Source organism: Paenibacillus sanfengchensis (genome assembly GCF_036864765.1).
Classification (GTDB): Bacteria; Bacillota; Bacilli; order Paenibacillales; family Paenibacillaceae; genus Fontibacillus; species Fontibacillus sanfengchensis.
This window is the reverse complement of the sequence record NZ_JBAGJC010000005.1, coordinates 62,254-85,041: the sequence shown is the minus strand read 5'-3', so window position 1 is coordinate 85,041 and position 22,788 is coordinate 62,254. Positions and strand designations below refer to the sequence as shown.

At 54.4% G+C, this 22,788-nt stretch carries 18 protein-coding genes; all 18 read left to right on the top strand.

Annotation, left to right across the window (positions count from 1 at the left end):
* The first annotated feature begins 73 nt into the window (after nucleotides 1–73).
* The 18 genes from dapF (at nucleotide 74) to rpe (ending at nucleotide 22,702) form a co-directional block, all read left to right on the top strand.
* Complete coding sequence (gene dapF / locus V4U84_RS12270; RefSeq protein ID WP_334071776.1) at nucleotides 74–910, top strand: diaminopimelate epimerase; 837 nt, start codon at nucleotides 74–76, stop codon at nucleotides 908–910.
* Between the two features lie 210 nt (nucleotides 911–1,120).
* A complete protein-coding gene (locus V4U84_RS12265) occupies nucleotides 1,121–3,010 on the top strand; it encodes a bifunctional homocysteine S-methyltransferase/methylenetetrahydrofolate reductase (RefSeq protein WP_334071775.1) in 1,890 nt (629 codons plus the stop codon).
* A 35-nt stretch (nucleotides 3,011–3,045) separates the two neighbouring features.
* Nucleotides 3,046–3,933, top strand: a complete 888-nt coding sequence (locus V4U84_RS12260; protein ID WP_334071773.1) for a YicC/YloC family endoribonuclease — start codon at nucleotides 3,046–3,048, stop codon at nucleotides 3,931–3,933.
* Between the two features lie 50 nt (nucleotides 3,934–3,983).
* Nucleotides 3,984–4,244 carry an extracellular matrix/biofilm regulator RemA gene (gene remA, locus V4U84_RS12255; RefSeq protein ID WP_044479181.1) on the top strand — a complete coding sequence of 87 codons (261 nt, stop codon included), beginning with the start codon at nucleotides 3,984–3,986 and terminating at the stop codon, nucleotides 4,242–4,244.
* Nucleotides 4,245–4,257: 13 nt separating this feature from the next.
* A complete protein-coding gene (gene gmk / locus V4U84_RS12250) occupies nucleotides 4,258–4,857 on the top strand; it encodes a guanylate kinase (RefSeq protein WP_334072059.1) in 600 nt (199 codons plus the stop codon).
* Nucleotides 4,858–4,882: 25 nt separating this feature from the next.
* Nucleotides 4,883–5,107, top strand: a complete 225-nt coding sequence (gene rpoZ / locus V4U84_RS12245; protein WP_334071772.1) for a DNA-directed RNA polymerase subunit omega — start codon at nucleotides 4,883–4,885, stop codon at nucleotides 5,105–5,107.
* A gap of 118 nt (nucleotides 5,108–5,225) precedes the next feature.
* Complete coding sequence (gene coaBC, locus V4U84_RS12240; RefSeq protein ID WP_334071771.1) at nucleotides 5,226–6,446, top strand: bifunctional phosphopantothenoylcysteine decarboxylase/phosphopantothenate--cysteine ligase CoaBC; 1,221 nt, start codon at nucleotides 5,226–5,228, stop codon at nucleotides 6,444–6,446.
* Nucleotides 6,443–8,986 (top strand): primosomal protein N', encoded by a 2,544-nt coding sequence (gene priA / locus V4U84_RS12235; RefSeq protein ID WP_334071770.1) that lies wholly within the window; start codon nucleotides 6,443–6,445, stop codon nucleotides 8,984–8,986. Before coaBC ends, priA begins: the two co-directional genes overlap by 4 nt.
* A 68-nt stretch (nucleotides 8,987–9,054) precedes the next feature.
* The gene (gene def / locus V4U84_RS12230; protein ID WP_334071769.1) at nucleotides 9,055–9,537 is read left to right on the top strand and encodes a peptide deformylase; all 483 of its coding nucleotides are present in this window, start codon (nucleotides 9,055–9,057) and stop codon (nucleotides 9,535–9,537) included.
* 8 nt (nucleotides 9,538–9,545) lie between these two features.
* Nucleotides 9,546–10,484 carry a methionyl-tRNA formyltransferase gene (gene fmt, locus V4U84_RS12225; RefSeq protein ID WP_334071768.1) on the top strand — a complete coding sequence of 313 codons (939 nt, stop codon included), beginning with the start codon at nucleotides 9,546–9,548 and terminating at the stop codon, nucleotides 10,482–10,484.
* A complete protein-coding gene (gene rsmB / locus V4U84_RS12220) occupies nucleotides 10,481–11,878 on the top strand; it encodes a 16S rRNA (cytosine(967)-C(5))-methyltransferase RsmB (protein ID WP_334071767.1) in 1,398 nt (465 codons plus the stop codon). The genes fmt and rsmB overlap by 4 nt, the downstream gene beginning before the upstream one ends.
* A gap of 457 nt (nucleotides 11,879–12,335) precedes the next feature.
* Nucleotides 12,336–13,598 (top strand): hypothetical protein, encoded by a 1,263-nt coding sequence (locus V4U84_RS12215; RefSeq protein WP_334077270.1) that lies wholly within the window; start codon nucleotides 12,336–12,338, stop codon nucleotides 13,596–13,598.
* Nucleotides 13,599–14,405: 807 nt separating this feature from the next.
* Nucleotides 14,406–16,892 (top strand): DUF5704 domain-containing protein, encoded by a 2,487-nt coding sequence (locus V4U84_RS12210; RefSeq protein ID WP_334077269.1) that lies wholly within the window; start codon nucleotides 14,406–14,408, stop codon nucleotides 16,890–16,892.
* Between the two features lie 228 nt (nucleotides 16,893–17,120).
* The gene (gene rlmN, locus V4U84_RS12205; protein ID WP_334071763.1) at nucleotides 17,121–18,167 is read left to right on the top strand and encodes a dual-specificity RNA methyltransferase RlmN; all 1,047 of its coding nucleotides are present in this window, start codon (nucleotides 17,121–17,123) and stop codon (nucleotides 18,165–18,167) included.
* A 6-nt stretch (nucleotides 18,168–18,173) separates the two neighbouring features.
* The gene (locus V4U84_RS12200; RefSeq protein ID WP_334071762.1) at nucleotides 18,174–18,941 is read left to right on the top strand and encodes a Stp1/IreP family PP2C-type Ser/Thr phosphatase; all 768 of its coding nucleotides are present in this window, start codon (nucleotides 18,174–18,176) and stop codon (nucleotides 18,939–18,941) included.
* Complete coding sequence (gene pknB / locus V4U84_RS12195; protein WP_334071761.1) at nucleotides 18,938–21,094, top strand: Stk1 family PASTA domain-containing Ser/Thr kinase; 2,157 nt, start codon at nucleotides 18,938–18,940, stop codon at nucleotides 21,092–21,094. The genes V4U84_RS12200 and pknB overlap by 4 nt, the downstream gene beginning before the upstream one ends.
* A 32-nt stretch (nucleotides 21,095–21,126) precedes the next feature.
* The gene (gene rsgA, locus V4U84_RS12190) at nucleotides 21,127–22,035 is read left to right on the top strand and encodes a ribosome small subunit-dependent GTPase A (protein WP_334071760.1); all 909 of its coding nucleotides are present in this window, start codon (nucleotides 21,127–21,129) and stop codon (nucleotides 22,033–22,035) included.
* Between the two features lie 4 nt (nucleotides 22,036–22,039).
* Nucleotides 22,040–22,702: a ribulose-phosphate 3-epimerase gene (rpe, locus tag V4U84_RS12185; protein ID WP_334071759.1), complete on the top strand. Its 663-nt coding sequence runs from the start codon at nucleotides 22,040–22,042 to the stop codon at nucleotides 22,700–22,702.
* Nucleotides 22,703–22,788: the final 86 nt, after the last annotated feature.

Here is a 22,788-nt window from a genome sequence, read left to right as displayed (position 1 = left end):
ACCCCTCAAGCCGATAGACTAATCCCATGGAGCAAGCTCAGCTCGGCAATGCATGTGAGGGGTGGAAAGATATATGGAATTTACTAAAATGCATGGACTAGGCAATGATTTTCTCGTATTTTACGGAGAGAAGGAGCTTCCGGAGCGGGTCTCGGAGCTGGCGATAGCATGGTGCAACCGGTTTTTCGGTGTCGGAGGGGATGGGCTGGTCTTCATCCTTCCTTCGGAGAAAGCGGATTTCCGGATGCGGATTATCAATTCGGACGGCACGGAAGCCGAACAATGCGGCAATGCCATCCGCTGCGTGTCCAAATACGTGTATGACCACGGGTACACGGATAAGGACCGGATTACCATCGAAACGCTGGGCGCCGGTGTGCAGCAGGTTTCTTTGCAAATCGAGGAGGAGGTCGTTCAAACCGTCCGGGTGGATATGGGCGAGCCGATTCTGGACGGATTGGCCGTACCGACCACGTTGGAGGGGAACCCGGTACTCGCCCGGCCGATTGAAGCGGAGGGGCGCCGGTTCGAGTTTACGGCCGTCTCCATGGGCAATCCGCATTGCGTCATCTACGTGGACGATGCCCCGAACTTCGATCTGGGTACCTGGGGGCCGAAGCTGGAGGTGCACCCCTTTTTTCCGCGAAAAATCAATGTGGAATTCGCGACCGTAACCTCGCGAGACCGGGTGGAAATGCGCGTGTGGGAACGCGGCGCGGGGCCGACCTTGGCGTGCGGAACCGGGGCTTGCGCGACGCTGGTTTCCTCCGTGCTGAACGGGCTGACGGACCGCGCGGCCTGGATCGGACTGAAGGGCGGGGACTTGTTCATCGAATGGGATGAACGGGATAACCACGTGTATATGACAGGGCCTGCGGAGACGGTATATAAAGGGAGTATTGAGATTTAGAAAATAAGAAACGGGCGGCCGGAGGCTGTCCGTTTTTTTTGAGGCGCTTCGGCCCGGCTTTTGAGCCGGTTATTGTCCGGCGGTAAAATCATTTGTCAGACGGAATTCTTATCAATCCGGTGGATTTATGATACATTAGAATGAAATTATGCACAGTAGGAGCCGAGAACCGGCATTTATAATAACATTACGGGCTTTGGAGGTACGGGGATGAAACCTGATTTGCGCGAAAGATGGGAGAACGGAGTCATTGTTGGGGACGGTGCCATGGGTACTTACTTGTACCATTTCGGTTTTCCCGTGGGCATTTCTTTTGAGGAGTTGAATTTGCTTCAGCCTGAAGTCATCGGGGACGTCCATCGCCGGTATATCGAGGCGGGAGCCGAGATGCTGGAGACGAACAGTTTTTCCGCCAACTATTACAAGCTGTCCAAATTCGGTTTGGAAGCCCAGGTGGAGGAGATTAACCGGGCCGCGGTCCGCATTGCCAAAAAAGCGGCGGCCGGGCGCGCGTACGTAGCCGGAGCGGTCGGTTCGATTCGGGGCGGGAAGCGTGTTAACGTAACGGATCAGGAACTGAACCGGTACTACGAACAGCAAATGGCCGCTTTGCTGGACGAGCAAGTGGACGCGATATTGCTGGAAACTTTTTATGATCTGGGTGAAATGCGTATTGCTCTGGGGCGGGCCCGCTATTTGACGGACGTTCCGGTTATTTGCCAGTTTGCGGTTGACCAGGTCGGCCGCACGCTGGATGGATATACGATTTCCGACGCATTCGGCATTTTGCTGGAGGAGGGCGCCGATGTGCTCGGTTTCAACTGCCACTCGGGACCAAAGGGAATCATGAGCGTGATGTCCCGGCTGGGCGGCCCGCTCAATGTGCCGCTATCCGTTTTCCCTAATGCGGGATTGGCCGACTATGTAGATGGGGAGTATGTATATGGAGCAACCCCGGAGTATTTCGGCGAATGTTCGACCGCTTTCGGGGATTTGGGAGCCCGTTTGATCGGCGGCTGCTGCGGAACGACGCCCGAGCATATCGCCGCGACGGTGAAGGCGCTGGCGTCATACCAGGCCATCCCGCTGCAGGAAGGCAAGCCGCTGCCGAATCCGAGCGAATCCGCCGTTTTTGTAAGAATCCCGGAGGGGGCTGACGGCGGCTCCTCCCGAGACGGAAAAATCCCGGCCATAACGGAGCTTGTGAAGGAACGCCATACCGTTATCGTCGAGTTGGACCCTCCGCGGGATCTGGATATCGGCAAATTTATGGAAGGCGCCGCCGCCTTGAAGGAAGCGGGAGTGGATGCGCTGACGCTGGCGGACAACTCCCTGGCCGTAACGCGGATGAGCAATATGGCGCTCGGGCATCTGGTGCAGTCCAAGTTCGGTCTGAGACCGCTGATCCATATCGCCTGCCGGGACCGCAATTTGATCGGTACGCAGTCGCATATGATGGGCTTCGACGCGCTCGGTATCGACCATGTGCTGGCGGTGACAGGAGACCCGGCCCGGTTCGGGGATTTGCCGGGAGCCAGCTCCGTGTACGACATGACTTCCTTTGAAATTATCCGGATGATCAAACAGCTGAACGAGGGCGTGGCTTTTTCGGGCAAGCCGCTGAAACAAAAGGCGAAATTCGTGGTCGGAGCGGCCTTCAATCCGAACGTCAAACATCTGCACAAGGCGGTCGAGCGGCTTGAGAAGAAAATCGCATCGGGCGCGGACTATATCATGACCCAGCCGGTTTATGATCCCGGGCTTATCGTTGCCGTCAAGCAGGCGACAGCCCATTTGGATATCCCGATCTTTATCGGCATCATGCCGCTGGCCAGCGGAAAGAACGCCGAGTACCTTCATAATGAAGTACCGGGCATCCAGCTGTCGGATGAGGTCCGCCGCCGCATGGACGGGCTTCAGGGCGCCGAAGGGCGGGCCATGGGCGTGGAGATCGCCAAGGAACTGCTCGATACCGCGATGGAGCATTTTAATGGAATTTATTTAATGACACCTTTCATGTTTTATGAGATGAATGTGGCTTTAACCCGCCACGTTCTCGAGAAATCGAAACAGAAGGCGTCCCACTTGTCTCGTTCATAATTATCAATTACAATAGGATAACGGATGTGATGCCTATGTCTCACAGTATGACAGGATACGGCAGCGCCGCCAGAGTCTTCGGCGGATATATGATTCAATTTGAGATAAAGTCCGTCAACCACCGCTATGCCGAAATCGTGCTACGTTTGCCGAGGGAATGGGCTTGCTATGAGGACAGCCTTCGGCGACGGATTCAGCGGGATGTCAAGCGGGGACGGGTTGATGTATATATCGGCAAGGAGCGGGATGATGAGAGTTCCCTTCCTTTTGTCCTGAATTCCGGCAGGGTGGAAGCCTACTTGCGGGCGGCGGAAGAGCTGCATGCCAAGTACGGGTTGGAAGCTTCGTTCAGTGCGAAGGACCTGCTCTCGCTGCCCGATGTTTTAATCCCGCCCGATCCGCTTGGTGAAGGGGACTTTACCGGCGAAGGTTGGGAAGACGTCCTTCATGACGGGCTGGAAGAGGCGCTGGGCGGACTGCTGGATATGCGCGGAAAGGAAGGCTTGCATCTTGCGGCCGACCTGGAGCAGCGGCTTGCCAGGCTGGAAGAGCTGCACGCCGAACTGAGGACTTATGCGCCTCAGGTCGTGAGCGACTACCGGACCAAGCTCAAGGGTCGTTTAACCGAGCTGGTGGAGGGCGCTTTTGACGAGCAGCGCTTCGCCATGGAGATCGCCGTTTTTGCGGACCGGTCCAATATTGACGAAGAACTCACCCGTCTAGGCAGCCATTTCGTACAATGCCGGACCCTGCTCCGTTCCACCGAACCGGTGGGGCGCAAGCTGGATTTTTTGATACAGGAAATGAACCGGGAAACGAATACGATTGGATCGAAAGCCAATCATTTGGCTCTGGTCAACCGTGTCGTTGAAATGAAAGCGGAACTGGAGAAAATTCGCGAGCAAGCCGCGAATCTCGAATAACGTCACATTTGACACTGGTGAGTCAAGTAAAATAGGGGGAAATACCTTAGATGGCAATTAAACTTATTAATATCGGCTTCGGAAACATCGTATCCGCCAATCGGATCATTTCCATTGTGAGTCCGGAATCGGCTCCCATTAAGCGGATTATTCAAGAGGCAAGGGATCGCCATATGCTGATTGACGCTACCTACGGTCGCCGCACGCGTGCGGTCATCATTACCGACAGCGACCATGTCATCCTGTCGGCGGTTCAGCCGGAAACGGTAGCACACCGCCTGTCCGCGAAAGATGACGACAACGACGAATAAAATGGAGAGAAAAATGGCTAAAGGGTTACTCATTGTATTATCAGGACCTTCGGGTGTAGGTAAAGGAACAGTGTGCACCGAACTGCGGCAACGCATGCCCGGGCTCGTCTATTCCGTATCGGCAACGACGCGGGGTCCTCGCCTCGGCGAGGAGAACGGCGTGAATTACTTTTTTAAGACCCGCGAGCAGTTTCTGGAGATGATCGAGAAGGATCAACTGCTGGAGCATGCGGAATATGTGGGCAATTTTTACGGGACTCCCCGCGACTTCGTTGAGCAGACGCTCGAGAGCGGCAAGGATATCATTCTCGAGATCGAGGTCCAAGGCGCGCTCAAGGTGAAGGAGAAGTTTCCGGAGGGCGTTTTTGTGTTCCTGCTTCCGCCTTCGCTTGACGAGTTGAAGGGACGGATTCAAGGACGGGGAACGGAGAACCAGGCGACGATCGATCACCGGATGTCCGTAGCTGCTTACGAAATCGGCCTGTTGGAGAATTACGACTACGCCGTCGTCAACGATGAAATCGATTTGGCTTGCAAAAGAATAGAATCCATCATCGTTGCCGAACATTGTAAGGTTAAAAACAAGGCGAAAGAATTGCAATTAGGCATTTGAGTCCAAAAGAAGAGGTGTTTTCCTAATGCTGTATCCATCGATTGATAAGATGCTCGGGAAAGTCGGCAGCAAATACTCGCTGGTTGTGGCGGCATCCCGCAGAGCGAGATTGCTGAGAGAAGGAGCCAAGAGCGAGCTGAAGCAGCCGAAATCGCACAAGCAGGTCGGCGTTGCTCTGGAGGAGATTTACGGCGATTACGTACGGTTGAAACAAGAAATTCCGACCACGGAACCGGACGAAAATAAATAGATTTCTGGACCTCGCGGGTCGAGGCATAAAATAACAACCTCTTCAGGACAACCGCGAGGTTGTTATTTTTTTCGTTCGGATGAAGTTTTAAGTCTTGGGAGAAAGCGGGGGAAGGACATTGTTAAAAGGGAAGAAGGTTCTGCTTGGCGTTACCGGAGGGATCGCTGCTTTCAAGGCCGCTTCGCTGTGCAGCAAACTTGTGCAGCAGGGGGCGGAAGTCCAGGTGATCATGACAGAGTCCGCGACGAAATTCGTTACCGAACTGACGCTCCAGGCATTGTCTAAAAATCCGGTCTATACCGATACATTTGATGAAAAAGATCCGGGCGCTATCGCCCACATCGCTCTGGCCGATTGGGCGGACCTGGTGCTGATCGCGCCGGCTACAGCCAACATTATCGCCAAAATGGCCGCGGGGCTGGCCGACGATATGCTGTCCACCACGCTGCTGGCGACGGAAGCGCCGATCATGCTGGCTCCGGCGATGAATGTGCATATGTACGCGCATCCTGCCGTTAAGCGCAACTTGGCGGAGCTCGCTTCGCGCGGGGTTCTGCTGGTAGAACCGGGGGAAGGCCTGCTGGCTTGCGGTTATACGGGGAAAGGACGGATGGAGGAGCCGGAGACGATCGTCGACGTGGTGAAGGGGTTCTTTGCGCGTCAGGAGCGGCGGTCCGCTCTTCCTCTTGCCGGTAAAAAAGTCGTTGTGACCGCGGGGGGCACGATCGAACGGATCGATCCGGTCCGCTACATTTCCAACGATTCGTCGGGTAAAATGGGCTATGCGCTGGCCGAAGCCGCTGTGGAACTCGGCGCGGAGGTCACGCTGATCGCCGCCAACACGCGGCTTGTTCCGCCGGCAGGCGTGCGGGTCGTCCCCGTGGAGTCGGCCCGGGACATGTACGAAGCGGCGCTCGGCGAGTGGAGCGATACGGATATTTTGGTGAAGGCCGCGGCCGTTGCGGATTACCGGCCAAAAACGCCGGCGGATCGCAAAATTAAAAAGACCGGCGAAACCATGACGCTGGAGCTGGTTAAAAACATCGATATCTTGGAAACGCTGGGTAAGCAAAAGACCAGGCAGTTCCTCATCGGCTTTGCCGCCGAAACGAACGATGTGGAGCAGTACGCGATGGACAAGCTCCAGCGAAAAAATTGCGATCTGCTGGTTGCCAATGATGTGACCCGGGAAGGGGCGGGATTCGGCACCGACACCAATGTCGTCAGCCTCTACGACGCAAGCGGACTTGTGACTTCGCTGCCGCTGCTGTCCAAGGAGGAGCTGGGTTTGCGGATTATGGAACTGGCTGCTTCCAGGCTGGCTGGAGCTGCGGAATGAGTTACCGAATAGCGAAAGTGATTGTCGATGTGCCGAGCCGGGAAACCGATCGGCCTTTTGACTATTTGATTCCGGCCGGGATGCAGGGCTGGATCGAAATCGGAAGCCGGGTAGGCGTCCCCTTCGGACGCCGGACGGTTCAGGGATTTGTGCTGTCGCTGCATGAGGATACGGAGATGGATTCGAAGCGTTTGAAGCCGATCCAGGAGCTGCTCGATCTGACGCCCCCGCTGCCGCAGGATCTCGTGAAGTTGGCCGGCTGGATGAGCCGCAAGTATGCGTGCAGTATGATTTCCGCCTTGCAGGCGATGATTCCGGCAGCGCTTAAAGGCAAGGCGGAAAGGTACGTAACCGTTCCGGAGACGGACGACGGTGAGGGGGATCCGGCTTTTGACGGGGAGAGCGGCGGACTTGCCGGTCCTGTGCTGCTTACCGGCGAGGAGGAAGAGATACTCGCTTACGTGAAGGCCTCGGGCCAGGTGACTATGGAACATCTGAGCAAGCGTTATCCCGGCAGAGCCGGAGAGATCAAGGGCATGATCGGACGGGGGCTGCTGTCCGAAACTCAAATGATCAAGGATAAGTTACGAAAAAAAATGATCAAAACCGTCGCCGCATCCGTCTCGGGAGAGGCGGCGGAGGCGGCGCTCGCTTCCTTCAGCGCGCAAGCCCGGCGCCAGAAGGAAGTGCTTGAATTTTTGCTCGAAGTCCGGGTCCCGCTATCGCTTCAGGAAGTGCTCCAGACCTTGCGGGTGACCGCCGGGACCGTGCAAAAACTGGCCGAAAAGGGCTACGCGGTGATCGAAGAGGCGGAAGTGTTCCGCGATCCATACAAGAACCGCCGTTTTCAAGGTTCGGAGCCGCTGCAGCGAACGCCCGAGCAGGACCAGGTTTACCGCAAGGTAACGGAAGCGTTGGATGCGCGGAGTCATGGAGTGTTTCTGCTTCATGGCGTAACCGGCAGCGGCAAGACGGAGGTTTACCTGCAGACGATTGAGCGGTGCATATCGCTCGGCCGCCAGGCGATCGTCCTCGTCCCGGAAATCTCGCTCACCCCGCAAATGGTGGAGCGCTTTAAAGGACGCTTTGGCGATAAGGTGGCGGTGATGCACAGCCGTCTGTCCACCGGAGAACGCTACGATGAATGGCGGAAAATCCGCGAAGGCCGGGTTCAGGTGGCGATCGGCGCTCGTTCCGCCGTGTTCGTGCCTTTTGCCGATCTGGGGCTGATCGTCATGGACGAAGAGCATGAAACTTCCTATAAGCAGGAAGAGACGCCGAAATATCATGCGCGCGATGTGGCGGTGTACCGGGCGCGTCAATATGGCGCCGCCGTTATTTTGGGCTCGGCTACGCCGTCGCTGGAAAGCTATCATGCGGCGCGTTCCCAGGCGGACGAGCAGTTCGCCCCGCTGCTGCTGGAGATGAAGCAGCGGCCTGCCGGAAGCCGGCTTCCCGGCGTGCATATCGTCGATATGCGCGAGGAGCTGCGCGACGGCAACCGGTCGATGTTCAGCCGGGCTCTGCATGCGGGCATCGCCGCCCGGCTGGAACGCGGAGAGCAGACGGTGCTGTTCTTGAACCGCCGGGGCCACTCGACGTTCGTGATGTGCCGGTCCTGCGGTTATGTGGCGGGCTGTCCGGAGTGCGACATCTCCCTGACGTACCATCAGAAGTCAAATAACCTGCGCTGCCATTATTGCGGGTATGCCGCACCGGCGCCATCGATCTGTCCGGAATGCGGCAGCGAGCACATCCGCTACTTTGGGACCGGGACGCAGCGGGTCGAGGGAGAGCTCGCCAAGCTGTTTCCCGGCATCCGGGTCATCCGGATGGATGTAGACACGACGACGGAAAAGGGGTCGCATGAGAAGCTGCTGCAAGCTTTCCGGGAGAAAAAGGGAGACGTCCTGCTCGGCACGCAGATGGTGGCAAAGGGCCTCGACTTTCCGGAGGTGACGCTGGTCGGCGTCATCGCCGCGGACACGGCCCTGAATTTTCCCGATTTCCGGTCCGCGGAGAAGACGTTCCAACTGCTTACGCAGGTGGCGGGCCGTGCCGGGCGGCATCAACTGCCCGGGGAGGTGTTTATCCAGACTTATATGCCGGATCATTACTCCATCGTTCATGCCAGCGGCCATGATTACACTTCGTTCGTCCGCGAGGAGTTGAACCACCGGAAGGCGATGCATTATCCGCCGTACAGCCGGCTGATCCTTGTCACGTTGTCCCATGAAAAGCTGCCGGTGCTGCTGCGGATGGCCGAGAATTTTGCCGGCGATTTGCGGCTTAAAGCCCAGCGGCTCGGCTGGTACGGCAATCTCGACCGGTTTGCGGCGGAGGCGCTCGACATTCTCGGTCCCGTCGCCTCGCCGATCCCGCGCATCAAGAACCGCTACCGGTTCCAATGCATGGTGAAATACCGCGGGGCGCTTGACGCGGTGCGTTTGGTGCGGGAGACGGCGGGGGAAACCCTGGACCAGCTGCGGGACGCCTCGCTGCAGATCAGTATTGACGTGGATCCGCAGATGTTGATGTAGAAATATCAAATCGGGCATATTTTTTATATGATAGAAGAAACAACTCGAGAGTTAGGATGGTGGACAGCATGGCTTTAAGAATTATTGTATTGGAACCCGATGAGGTACTGCATCAGGTGGCCAAAGAAGTCAAAAAAATTACGCCGAACGTACAAAAACTGTTGACCGATATGGCCGAAACGATGTACAAGGCCGAGGGCGTCGGGTTAGCCGCTCCGCAAATCGGTATTTTAAAACGCGCGATCGTGGTGGATGTTGGGGATGAGAACGGATTGATCGAGCTGATTAACCCCGTGATCGTTTCGAAGGAAGGGGAACAGTTCGGACCCGAAGGCTGCCTGAGCATTCCGGGATACCGCGGGGATGTCCGCCGCGCTCAAACGGTGACCGTGAAAGGGCTGGACCGGAACGGCAACGAAGTGACTTATACGGGATCCGATCTGCTGGCCCGGGCGTTTCAGCATGAAATCGACCATTTGAACGGCGTATTGTATACGGATATCGCCGAGCGTGTCTATGAAATTACCCCGGAGGGGGAAGAGAAGGAGTGACTTCTTCCGTGAATATCGTATTTATGGGAACACCCGCGTTTGCGGTTCCCTCCCTGGAGGCGCTGCTGAAGGAGGGATATAACGTGGTGGGGGTGGTGACGCAACCGGATCGTCCGCAAGGGCGAAAAAAAGTGCTGACCCCCACGCCGGTAAAAGAAGCGGCTCTGCAGCACGGCTTGCCCGTGCTGCAGCCGCAGCGTCTGCGCGCTCCCGAAGCGGTGGAAGAGCTTGCGGCGCTGAAGCCCGACCTGATCGTGACGGCCGCTTACGGGCAGATTTTGCCCAAATCGGTTCTGGATCTGCCGAAGTATGGCTGTCTGAATGTGCACGGCTCGCTTTTGCCGAAATACCGCGGCGGGGCGCCGATTCAGCGTTCGATTATTAACGGCGAAAAAGAGACGGGAGTCACGCTGATGTACATGGCCGAGGGCCTGGACACCGGGGATATGATCGCAAAAGCGGTCGTGCCGATAGAAGATGAGGATACGGCGGGGACGATTTTCGAGAAGCTGAGCGTGGTTGGGGCCGAGCTTCTGATTCGGCAGCTGCCGATGATTCTGGACGGAACGGCGGAGCGGATTCCGCAAAATGACGAGGAGTCCACCTATGCCCCGAATCTGACCCGGGAAGACGAAAAAATCGATTGGCATGCGACTTCCCGCGAGATTTTCAACCGGGTGCGCGGACTGGTGCCCTTTTCGGGCGGCTTTACAACTTGGAACGGGGAAGTGTTCAAGGTATGGGCTGTCGCGAAGCCTGGCGTTTCGGTGGGCGCTCCCGAACAAGCTCCGGGAACGGTGCTGGACCTGTCTCCCGCCGGGATTGAAGTGCAGACGGGCGACGGCTCGGTACTGCTCACCCGGGTTCAGCCTGCCGGTAAGAAGGCGATGGATGCTTCCGAGTTTATCCGTGGCGGCGTGATGAAAAAAGGGACGGTTCTCGCATGAGCGCGGCCGAAGGCGGAAATCGCGGAAAGGGCCGGGGCAAGGCCGGCGGCGCTTCGGCGCGGGATACGGCGCTTCAGGTTTTAACGGCGGTGGAGCAGGAAGGAGCCTACAGCAATCTGCTTCTTAACGGCGCGATTCAGAAGTCGGGCCTCACCGGCGCGGATGTGGGTCTGGCTACGGAACTCGTCTATGGGACGATTTCCCGGTTGAACACGATCGATTATTTTTTGGCATCGTTTGTCACCAAGGGGCTGGCCAAGCTGCAGCCGTGGGTTCGTAACTTGCTCCGGCTCAGTTTCTACCAGATTTATTATTTGGACAGGATTCCTCCGCATGCGGCCGTGAACGAGGCGGTGAACATCGCCAAGCGCCGCGGGCATCAGGGAATCTCCGGGATGGTCAACGGCGTGCTGCGTAATGTGCTGCGGCGCAAAAGCGAGCTGACGCTGCCGAAGGACCTGCCTCCCGTGGAAAGGATCGCCCTGGAGCACTCCCATCCGGAATGGCTTGTTGCCCGGTGGGTGGAACAATACGGAGAAGCTGCGGCGGAGGCGATCTGCCGGGTCAACAATGAGCCTCCCGCGGTCAGCGTCCGGGTCAACCGGGCCAGAATTAGCCGGGAGGCGCTGCTGGAGCGGATGCAGGAGGCGGGGCTTGAAGCGGCGCCTTCCGGGCTATCGCCGGACGGGATCCTCGTCCGGAGCGGAGGAAATATGGCGCTGACCCCATGGTACCGGCAGGGCCTGCTGTCCGTGCAGGATGAAAGCTCCATGCTGGTGGGGCGGGCCGTCCGCCCGGAGCCGGGGATGTCCGTGCTCGACTGCTGTGCCGCTCCGGGAGGAAAAACTTGTCACATGGCTGAGCTTATGGAAGGGAAAGGGGAAGTCGTTTCCAACGATATCCATCCCCACAAAGCCAAGCTGATCGAGGAGCATGCCGAGCGGCTTGGCCTCGGCAATGTGCGGACCGTGTCCGGGGATGCGATGAAGCTCGCGGACCAGTTTGCTCCGGAGTCTTTTGACCGCCTTCTGTTGGACGCTCCTTGCTCCGGCCTGGGGGTCATTCGCCGCAAACCTGACTTGAAATGGGCCAAAACCCAGGGGGATATTAACGAGATTGCCGGCGTTCAGCGGCAGCTGCTTGATGCCGTCTGCGGGCTGGTCAAGCCTGGCGGCGTACTGGTTTACAGCACCTGTACGATCGAAAAGGCGGAGAATGAGGACATGGTACGGGACTTTCTGGACCGTCATCCGGAATTCACATTGGACGAGGAACAGCCGGATGGAGGACGAGCTATACCAGAGGCGGAAGCCCGAAGCTCCATGGGTCTGCAAATTTTGCCGCAGGACGCGCATTCGGACGGTTTTTACATTGCGCGGCTTGTGAAAAGCTAGTAAGATTACGTGTTAATGATTAGTAAGCTTAATAACGGGAAAACCTCACGTTAAGATATCGGCTTTAGGCCCTTGGATCGGATTTAGCTGGAAAAACTCCAGCTATTACGCGACTTGAGCCGCCAAACTAGCCAATTCCTGAAAATTAGCGGGAGGTTCTCCAGCTAATTCATCTGTGGTGCTGGCTAAGCACCCAATTAAAGTGAGGAAATCCCGTTAATTGGGTTTTGTCTCTTTTCAACGCATGCTGCCAGCACATTAAAGCAATCAAAGTCAGCTAGGCAAAACAATTAGTTTGATTGATCTAGCCATTTACGAGCCGCATGAGTTGGTATATAATGGAATTGGTGAAGCACACCTTTAGAATCGCAATGCGATGCGTAAAGGTGTGCTTTTTTTATGTGAGAAAATTCCCTTATATTATCAAAAGTGTAACATCCAAGGAGGTGCGCTTAATATGATTTACGATCGAGCGAAAGAGATCGAAACGAAAGAAAAGATGGGGGATGTGTTGAAAATGCGAAAATTAATGGTTTTGTTGTTTTGTGCGGCGGCAATATTGACGATAAGCGGCTCAGGTTCAGTACCCGCTTTTGGAGCCGCTGGTTCTATGCCTTTTTCGGCGGTTAGTGAAGGTCAAGGGATAGGGGAGCCCGACGATTTGTCCAAGTTGGACATCAAGATTAGCCGCGCCGAATTTATGAAGTCGGTGTTGTCGTCCTTTGGTACCGAACCGGATCAAGCCAGCGTCGAAGCGGGCCTCGACCTGGACTATGTTCAGTCCGCTCTGAAAGGGAATTTATATCAAGAGAGTGATTTTGGCAATACCGATTCTTCCTGGAAGCAACCAATCACCCGGAAGGAGGCTGCCCGAATTGCCGCCCGTGCCGTAGGGGAACGGACCGAGGACGATGCGAAATGGTTTTACCTTGCGGCCAAAAAAGGGCTGATGACCGGGTTGGGCCAGGGACGACTGGGCGAGCAAGAGGCAGTAACCCGCTCCCAGGCGGTCACCATGGTTGAACGAATACGAAAGGTACGCCAAGGAGTCAGTCTCCCCGTCGATAAATATGCTGTCTCCAGCGCTGAACTAGCTTGGCACGGTACAAATATTTTTACGGTTATGCCCGAAGTTTTTGTGGCCAGCGAAGAGCAATTGAAGGGCAGACCGGTGGAAGAACTTTGGCGCAAGGACCAAATGGTGGTCGACCCCGGAAACGGCAAATACAAGAGCGAACTGGAAGCATTGATTGCCATCGACCTGGCGGATCCTCATGATCCGAATCTGAAGCTGCTGCCTCCGTTGAAGGAGGTGAAATGGGATTACTTTCCTTCATCTGTAAACGGGGTCCCCACGAAGTACATACCTGTAAAAAAGCTGCCTCCGAGTTACTTTTTAATGTTTAAGGGGAAGGAAATTTATAATAAGGATACTAGGTTGTACTCTTCAAATTCGAACGGACCTAATTACGGTATATTCGGAATAGAATCTCCTGACCTAAAAGCCTTTTATGAAAAAGGTGTATTAAATTCTCTTGGGTCGTTGTTCCATAAAAAGTCTGGCGATATTCCGGGTTATATTTTGCCCAAAAAGGGTTGGACACAAGGTGTTCACTCTATCAAAATTCGCGTCTATACTCCTGTACTTACTAACTACGGATATAGCTCAAATATTTTGCTTGAAATTGATGGCCCGCATAAAAAAGTGTTAGGTGATTGAATTTTGAAGCTAAAAAAAATGGTTGTTTTGTGTTTATTATGGTCCGTCTTTGCCTCTATCAATTACCCAGTTCAAGCTAGTACTGTTGAACAAAGTTTTCCCGAAAGAGATATTCCTTACAATTTGAATGCTGACAACGAGCTGAATGTTGCAGGTTCTTTGTTTACAAAATTTAAAGTAATGAGTCCCTTAATCAAAGAGGATGCTGGAAAAGGTAATATCATAACCAAGATCGAGTTCTATATGAATGGCAGTATTGTTAAAACATTAAATTGGGGTCATCAAACCATCAATACAAATATTCAACTGGAAGGTAGCCCTGTAAAAGTTACTACTGGTGAAAATCATATGCAGTACGGTGGTTTTTTCGCCTGGCAGCGTTCTGCTTCAGCGACAAAATGGACCCCAGGCTCAGGGGATTACACAGTATTGGAACACTTTAAAGTTCCGAAGGATGGTAATGGAGCTGATTTATATCCTGGCGTAAAAGTTGATATTCCCGTTTCCTCAACACGTTCAACTGCATATACAAATTCCCAGTATTATAGTGGAAACTTTAAAACAGGGGTAATAGATGACAATTTAGAAGTGCTCAGATTTTTAAACAGAACCCAAGTAGGCAAAAATGTAGGGGTTGAAGTTGAGCGGAATGATGTTAAATACCCACATGGACAAGGAAGAGTAGACCCAACAACCGAAATCGGGAAACTAGTCGTAAAGAATTTGGACGAAGTAGATGTACATTACATACAGCGTTACGATCATGAAGGTTATAAAGTTCCTCTCCCTGCCGGCGGTAATGCCGCAATGATGTATTATCTTAACTCCAACTGGTTTATTCTTACGTCTTATACCTATCAATATCCGGATAAGATGAAAATCTACTATAAGGAGGGAGATGGTCCGCCATCTCCTCCCCAAGGCGGCTGCACGGTTCCCGTGCCCGGAAAGGTAATGGAGGCCACTTTGAATTCACCCGATCCTTCCGGGGTTATTCGGGCGGATTCGCGCGGAAGGGAGAGGTTTGAGGTTTTGGATGGTATTCCGACGACGGAGAGTCTATACGGGAACGTCCTTGCCAAGAGCTATCTATCTCAAAATAGGTTTGTCGAGATGAGCGGGAAATGTACTTTTCCTGTCACTGTAAACCGGACGTATCACCTTTCCTGGGATCCCGGGAAAAAGGTGACCCGGCCGGACGGATCAACCTACACCGCACCTAATCCGCAGTCGGATACTGTGGAGAGGTCTTACGATTATACGATTGAAAGGTCCTATTCTTATTGGGTCATCGACAACCTGGAAGTCTATAAGATTAGCGAGGCCGCGCTTTGGAATTATGCTTTTGAGGGGGGCGGCATTCGAATTCGGCCTGCGGGCTATCAACCTCCCAGCTTTGCAACTTCTAAAACCAGCGGGTTTACGCCGCCATCCCCGCCTGGCAGCGTAGAGGCTCCGTCAAGGAGTATTTCAGGCGGCCGCTCGAAACCCGGTGTACCGACGGAGAATCTTAAGTCCTATGCGGAATCCGTCGTTAAAAAGGTGAAGGTCCAGAATGATTCTTTCTCTTTTAACGGCGGAACGGTTATGAACGGTTCTCCAACCGAACAAACGGGACTAATGCCGGGAAAAATTCCCGTGGCCGCCAGAATCGGCGAGAATGTGCTGTATTCTCCGGGCAACCTCATTCCGATGAGCAAAACAAACCGGGCGGATCAGCCTAGTACCGGTACGATTTATTACTCCCTGATGAGCGGTAATATCAATGGCGGGGCCGACGTGAGCTATCCCATCTATGGAATCAACCCGGTTACGGTGCATACCCCTGTGGTCATGTATCCGGATATTTCGGACGATCGTGCCCACAATCAGAAGACCAACCCTGCACGGGGGCGTTCGGCGGTGATTTTGGACAGGCCGTTTACGGTGGAGATGCCAAACTGCGGACAGCACACCAACTATAAAGGGTACGGCTACAATGATTACTTTAAGTATATCGGGAGCAAGCAGGTGCGTTTCCCTTTCGACGTGTACAGTGAGAGCCGAACTGTGTTTTATCCGAAAAATACTTGGATCGAGGTGGACAAGGCCCGGGAGTCCTTTTTGTTCTATCTTCCGGTTTGGGTGGATGAAGGGTATTATGAGGTCGAGTTTATGACGGTGGCCCACAATGCTCCTGGTGGTGCGAGCCGACAGATCAACGCCAATCTGGATCTGAATCACCATGTCGCCTATGATACGGTACCGGTTGACGTAATCGGCCGGGTTTATGATTTACGGGTTACGGACATCGCCGATTACAATTGGGAGACGGTTTTTCGGGCTTCCCCCGGCGCTGCTGCGCCTACAGGTGCCGCCTATTGGGTTGGACTCAATGGTATCGATGGGGGGAAGCGGGGAAACCTGGCGCCTTTTACGCTGCCTATCCGGCCGGGGAGCCATCCACTTTACCGAAATGCGGTCGTCAAAACCGGATATCATTTTAAATTCGACCTAAAAACGAAGGGCAACATGTTTGGGTTGCGGGATTCCATCCGGATAACTCCGTCCTTTTATTTTGTCGGCGCCCAAGACGGGTCAAGGATCCCGGTGGATTTATATTATCACGCGGGTCAGCGAAGCTATGTTAAAATCGGCTCGGCCGGGGACCGTGTACAGCGCTATGTTATTTTGAACGACCGGCTGCGCCATGTTCCTGCCGAAGAACTGATCGATACGGCCCTGTATAAATACGATCACGATTATTCGTTTGACCAGATTGCGGGGATCAGCAGAAGTCAATATGTACAAATCTATATGCAGAAGATAGCGCGGCAGAAATCGCCTGTCGGCCGGTTTAGTTTGCTGCAGTTGAACTCCCGCATCCGTACACTGATCGGGCCCAAACGCGGAATCCCTGCGGGGGTAGACCCGGCAAGAGCCAACGCGTCCGTGCAGAAATGGTATGGCGAATACAGTCTTCCCGCCGACGTTTATGCCGTCAAAGCGGGAACGAATGTTGCCGAATTTGGAAGGACCCATAACGGTCTCACGGATCGGTCGCCGATTTTTTTGCGGAATGGGTACATCGTCGTCAATTTTAATGTGGAGACGGTCCGAAACGAAGAAAATGGCCGACCTCACCTGCAATACATCCATGCCCCGTTGATGAACCAATGGTTTGACATGGAGGGCTTTGGGCGTCAGGAGACGGACTCCTACGGCCGTAGGTTCTCTTTCATGGACGGCGACGTTGTCTTCTATGAAGCGGACCGTTCCAGCAGGGACGACTTTCGTTCCCTGGTTACGCATTAAAAGCCGGCGGGTACAGAAACTACAACTGAAAAGCTTGCCAAAAGGCAAGGTCGGGGTGATGGTTTTGTGACTGAAGCCCCGGCCTTTTTGCTCTAATTTAGGAAAGGATTTACTGGGGGGTTCGGCCTGGAAGTACGGGTGCTCTTTAGTGTCACCGTGATCTATGCTAAAATAGGAAGAATGAGTAGGGCAAAACGATTGTAAATTTAAACGAATAGGTGTGTGAGAATGAAACCCTTTATATATGATTACAGCTTGGAAGAACTTCAGGAGTGGGCGGTAGCCCAGGGGGAACCGGCTTTTCGCGGGGGTCAGATTTTTGATTGGCTTTACGTGAAGCGGGTTAATTCTTTTGATGAAATGACCAATCTGTCCAAAACGCTGCGCCAAAAGCTTGACGAGCAGTTTGCTTTTGTGACGCTCAATGAAATCACGAAATACGAATCGAAGGACGGAACCGTTAAGTTCTTGTTCGGATTGCATGACGACCATGCAATTGAGACGGTTATCATGAAACATAACTACGGCAACAGCATTTGCGTGACGACCCAGGTGGGTTGCCGGGTGGGTTGCACGTTTTGCGCCTCCACCTTGGGGGGGCTCAAACGAAACCTAACGCCCGGAGAAATTGTGGCCCAGGTTGTCCAAGCCCAAAAAATTCTCGATCCCCGAGGCGAACGGGTTAGCAGCATAGTGATTATGGGGACGGGCGAGCCGTTTGAGAATTATGAGGCCACGATGAAATTTTTGCGGATTATGATTCACGAAAAGGGCTTGAACATCGGTCAACGGCATATTACTGTATCAACGAGCGGGATCGTCCCGAATATTTATAAATTTGCCGATGAAGATACACAGATCAATCTGGCGATTTCGATTCACGCGCCGAATGATGCGCTGCGATCCAAGCTGATGCCGGTCAACCGCCGTTTTCCATTCGATGACGTGATGGGGGCGCTGCGTTACTATATCGCCAAAACGGGACGAAGAGTTACCTTTGAATATGCCTTGATCGGGGGCGTCAACGACCGCCCGGAACATGCGGAGGAACTGGCAAGTGTTCTTAAGAGCATGCTCTGCCACGTCAACTTGATTCCGGTCAATCATGTGCCGGAACGTAAGTATGTCAGGACATCAAGAAATGACATCTTTCAGTTTCAACGCATTTTGGCGGAAAAGGGCATCAACGTCACGATCCGCCGGGAGCAAGGCCATGATATCGCGGCTGCCTGCGGTCAATTGCGGGCGAAGCATATGGAGTCTGGTGCGAGGTGATCAAATTTGATAAAGACTGTTTTTGTGAGTGACATCGGGCGGGTGCGCTCGGTCAATGAAGACAGCTCCTGGGTTGAGCGGTTGGAACAGGGGTACACGTTAGCCATTGTGGCCGACGGGATGGGCGGACATCAAGCCGGGGACAGAGCGAGCAAGCTGGCGGTGGATACCATCGTCCAGGATCTGCATCAACTGCCCTCCGGCCTATCGGCCGAGGAATGCGGCGAGAGCTTGGAGCGGGCGATTTTACATGCGAATGAAGTCGTATATCGTGAAGCTTCGGAGCATGAAGAATACCGCAATATGGGAACGACGGTGGTCGCCGTGCTTCTAGGCGAAAATGAGGGCCGAATCGGACATATCGGCGACAGCCGGGTTTATAAATTCAGCCGGGGCGAGCTGGTCCAGCTCACCGAGGACCACTCTTTGGTCAACGAACTGCTGAAAACCAAACAGATCAGCGAGCAGGAAGCCCAGGTGCATCCCCACAGAAATGTGGTAACCCGGGCTTTGGGAACCGACCCGACAGTGGCCGTTGACCTGTACCCCGTTTCCTTGGAGCAAGGCGAGATTTTACTGCTCTGCAGCGATGGGCTCAGCAATTATGTAACCCTGGAACAGATGACCCGAACGCTCGGAGCGGAGGATCTGGAGTTGAATGATCGCGCCGACCGTTTGCTGCGGCTTGCTTTGATCGCCGGAGGCGACGATAACATCACCGTGGCTTTGCTGGAGCATTCCGGGGAAGACGGGGTAAAGGAGTGGAACACATGATCGGACACGAATTGGGCGGTCGTTATCAGATAATCGAGCGGGTCGGAGGCGGCGGGATGGCCCTGGTCTACAAGGCGCAGGATATCCTGTTAAACCGTTTCGTGGCCATAAAAGTGCTGCGACAGCAATTTGTGAATGACGAGGAGTTCATTCGACGTTTTCGCCGGGAAGCGCAATCGGCCGCATCTTTATCCCATCCGAATATCGTCAGCGTTTATGATGTAGGGCAGGAAGAGGATGTCCATTACATCGTTATGGAATACGTGGAGGGCCAAAACTTAAACGAGATCATCAAGGAACGTGCGCCTCTGCAGGTGGAAGAATCCGTACGGATCGCTTCGCAAATTGCGGACGCGCTGGATCATGCCCATCAGAACCAGATTATTCACCGTGATATTAAACCTCATAACATTTTGATCGGCAAAAATGGGCGCGTAAAAGTGACGGATTTCGGGATTGCCCGCGCGGTAACCTCGGCGACCATCACCCAGACCGGGTCGGTCGTGGGATCCGTACACTACTTCTCGCCGGAGCATGCCAAAGGCGTGGCTACCGGGGAGAAATCGGATTTGTATTCGCTGGGGATCGTGCTCTATCAAATGCTTACGGGCCGCCTTCCTTTTCTGGGGGAAAGTCCGATCAGCGTGGCGCTGAAGCACCTTCAGGAGCATTTTGACGAGCCACGGGCCGTCAATCCGATGATCCCGCAGAGCGTGGAGAATATCATTCTGAAGTCGATGCGCAAGAGCCCTGCCGAGCGATACCAGTCGGCGAAAGAGATGCTGCGTGACCTGGAGACTTGCCTGCTGCCGGAAAGACGGCTGGAGTCCAAGCTCTCGTTCTCCGACGAGGAGGATGAGGACAGTACGCGCATTGTGCCGGCGATCAAGCCGCAAAGTGCGTCGGCTGCCGGAGGCACGAAGCGATCGCGCGACGCTCAGGCTCCGGAGGAGCCGCGAAATACCGCCAAGAAATCCGCCGACAAGAAAAAAGCCATCTTGTGGATAAGTCTTACTGTCATTTTACTTATCGCCATGCTCGGCGTTGCTTGGTATGTGAACAAAATGGTGACCGTTCCTGAGGTCAAGGTGCCAAGCATATTGAATATGTCTGAACAGGATGCGAGCAGTCGTCTTACTGACGCAGGTCTTGCGGTAGGCACGATTAAACGGGAATACAAGGAAGGCGTAAACGAGGGATTCGTCTACGAACAGAGCAAGCCCGAAGGAACGATTGTGAGGGAAGGCTCAACTCTCGATTTCACGGTAAGTACGGCCAAGCCGATCGAGACGAAGAAAATGCCTTCATTGACGGGGGGCACTTATACTTACGAGGAAGCAGTCGCGGAACTCACCGGCCTGGGGATTGATGAAGACCGTATCAGCAAGGTCGAGGAACAGAACAATGAGGTGGAAGCCGGCAAAGTGTTCGGACAAAGTCCGGATGCCAACACCGATTACGATCCGGAGGCAGTAAGTATCGTACTTAAAGTCAGCTCGGGACCGAAAGAGGTGGTTATGCCGAATCTCGTAAATATGACGCGGGAGCAGGCGGAAGCGGAACTGAAGAAGCTAGGCCTCGTTCTGGCGAAAGACGGGATCAAGGAGAAGCAGAGCTACGAAATTGCCGCCGGTAAAGTGGTGGAGCAATGGCCGTATAATCCTAACGAAAAAGTCGAGCCCGGCAAAGAAGTGACGCTGTTCATCAGCTCGGGCTACCCGCCTGAAGCGATCGAATATACCTTTGAGGTGCCGGTCGCTCCCGCCGCCGAAGGCCAGATGAGTAAAATCGGGCTGATCGTCGAGGACGCCCGGGGAGAGAATCAGGATATGGGGACCACGAAAGTAGGCAAACCGCAGTACCTGTCGGTGAATATGATCCTCGCTCCGAACAAGGACGGGGTCGTCAAGGTATACCGTGACGGGGCGTTCCTGGAGGCTTATCCTGTATCCTATATCGATGCCAAACAGGGAACCGTGCCGGTTCTGCCGCTTCCGGGAAGCGAGCAGACGGAGGAACAGTCCGAATATGAGGAACCGATGGACGACATTCCGGACACCGGCATGATCCAAGCCAATTCGTTGGCCAAAGCTGAGAAGAATAGCGGCAAAGCAAACGGAAGAGGTAAGGGAAATGGCAACAAAGACAAATAAGGCAGATCGACGCGAAAGTGAGGCCAGCCTATATGCCTGAAGGCTTGATTGTTAAGGCATTGAGCGGATATTACTATGTGAAGCCCGACGCCGCGGCGCCCGGAGAAACCATCCAGTGCCGCGGACGGGGGATTTTTAAGAAAAAGGGCTTGTCCCCGCTGGTAGGCGACCGGGTTCTATATTCGCCTACCGAAAACGGCGAGGGGACAGTCGATGAAATTTTGCCCCGTGAAACCGAGCTGATCCGGCCTCCGATCGCTAATGCGAAGCTGGCCGTGCTGCTCTTTTCCTTGAAGGAACCGGATTTGAACCTGCAGTTACTGGACAAGTTCCTGGTCCATATCGAGCATGCCGGCCTTAAAACGTTGATTTGCCTGACCAAGGAAGATTTGCTGGGAGAATCGGAGGACGGCAATATTCAGGATCTGACCGCCCAGGTGCAGGAAATGTACCAACGAATCGGCTACGAGGTTCTGATTACAAGCTCAAAGACCGGGCTTGGGACAGAGGAAGTCAAGGCCAGCCTTGCCGGGGAAATCAGTGTGTTCTCGGGACAATCGGGCGTGGGGAAATCCTCTTTGCTGAACGCCATGCTGCCGGGCCTTTCCTTGGAAACGAGCGAAATCAGCATGAAGCTGGGACGCGGCCGTCATACCACGCGGCATGTGGAACTGATCGAGCTTGAAAACGGGGGGTATGTGGCGGATACGCCGGGGTTTAGCCAGCTTGATTTTTTGGAGCTCGGGATTGAAGAACTGTCCTCCTGTTTCCGGGAGTTCCACGATTATGCGGACGCGTGCAAATTCCGGGGCTGCAGCCATCTTCACGAGCCGGGCTGCAAAGTAAGGGAAGCCGCCGCCGAGGGAGCCATCGCCTCAAGCCGCTACGAACACTATGTGCAGTTCCATGAAGAGATGAAAGACAAAAAACGGAGGTATTAGCTTCATGTCCAATGTCTATATTGCCCCATCCATCTTATCGGCGAATTTTGCCAAACTCGGCGAAGAAGTAGCCGACGTAGAGCGCGGAGGAGCGGATTGGCTTCATGTCGACGTCATGGACGGCCATTTCGTGCCGAACCTGACGTTCGGACCGCTCGTCATGGGTGCGATTGCGCCGCTGACCAATCTCCCGCTTGACGTGCATCTGATGATCGAGAAGCCGGAGCAATGCATTCCGGCATTTGCCGATGCCGGCGCCCATGTGCTCACCGTACACGCCGAAGCGTGCGTGCATTTGCACCGCGTAATTCACCTGATTAAGGAGCATGGTGTCAAAGCCGGCGTAGCTATCAATCCGGCCACACCGGCCGCGGCGATTCGCGAGGTGCTGGAGGATATCGACCTGGCGCTGGTCATGACCGTGAATCCGGGATTTGGCGGACAGGCGTTTATTCCGGGAACGTTGCGGAAAATCCGCCAACTGCACGCTTGGAAACAGGAGCTGGGGCTGAACCATTTGCGCATCGAAGTCGACGGCGGCATTTCGGCCGAAACGGCGCCGCTCGTGACGGAAGCGGGAGCGGATGTGCTGGTTGCGGGAAACGCGGTATTCGGACGGCCTGATCGGCGCGAGGCAATCGCGGAAATCAGAAACCGGGTGAAGTAGTTGTCCAGTGGAATAGGGCTGCGCCATAGCGCATACAATGGGTTACATGAGCAGAGTTCTCATGTAGCCTTTTTTTTGCGGGAAAA

Coding starts and splice junctions, on each gene's coding strand:
- priA (WP_334071770.1), top strand. CDS start 6,443: ATGAGTTACCGAATAGCGAAAGTGATTGTCGATGTGCCGAGCCGGGAA.
- def (WP_334071769.1), top strand. CDS start 9,055: ATGGCTTTAAGAATTATTGTATTGGAACCCGATGAGGTACTGCATCAG.
- rpe (WP_334071759.1), top strand. CDS start 22,040: ATGTCCAATGTCTATATTGCCCCATCCATCTTATCGGCGAATTTTGCC.
- remA (WP_044479181.1), top strand. CDS start 3,984: ATGGCAATTAAACTTATTAATATCGGCTTCGGAAACATCGTATCCGCC.
- gmk (WP_334072059.1), top strand. CDS start 4,258: ATGGCTAAAGGGTTACTCATTGTATTATCAGGACCTTCGGGTGTAGGT.
- rsgA (WP_334071760.1), top strand. CDS start 21,127: ATGCCTGAAGGCTTGATTGTTAAGGCATTGAGCGGATATTACTATGTG.
- pknB (WP_334071761.1), top strand. CDS start 18,938: ATGATCGGACACGAATTGGGCGGTCGTTATCAGATAATCGAGCGGGTC.
- dapF (WP_334071776.1), top strand. CDS start 74: ATGGAATTTACTAAAATGCATGGACTAGGCAATGATTTTCTCGTATTT.
- V4U84_RS12260 (WP_334071773.1), top strand. CDS start 3,046: ATGTCTCACAGTATGACAGGATACGGCAGCGCCGCCAGAGTCTTCGGC.
- V4U84_RS12210 (WP_334077269.1), top strand. CDS start 14,406: ATGATGTATTATCTTAACTCCAACTGGTTTATTCTTACGTCTTATACC.
- rlmN (WP_334071763.1), top strand. CDS start 17,121: ATGAAACCCTTTATATATGATTACAGCTTGGAAGAACTTCAGGAGTGG.
- rsmB (WP_334071767.1), top strand. CDS start 10,481: ATGAGCGCGGCCGAAGGCGGAAATCGCGGAAAGGGCCGGGGCAAGGCC.
- V4U84_RS12265 (WP_334071775.1), top strand. CDS start 1,121: ATGAAACCTGATTTGCGCGAAAGATGGGAGAACGGAGTCATTGTTGGG.
- rpoZ (WP_334071772.1), top strand. CDS start 4,883: ATGCTGTATCCATCGATTGATAAGATGCTCGGGAAAGTCGGCAGCAAA.
- V4U84_RS12215 (WP_334077270.1), top strand. CDS start 12,336: ATGATTTACGATCGAGCGAAAGAGATCGAAACGAAAGAAAAGATGGGG.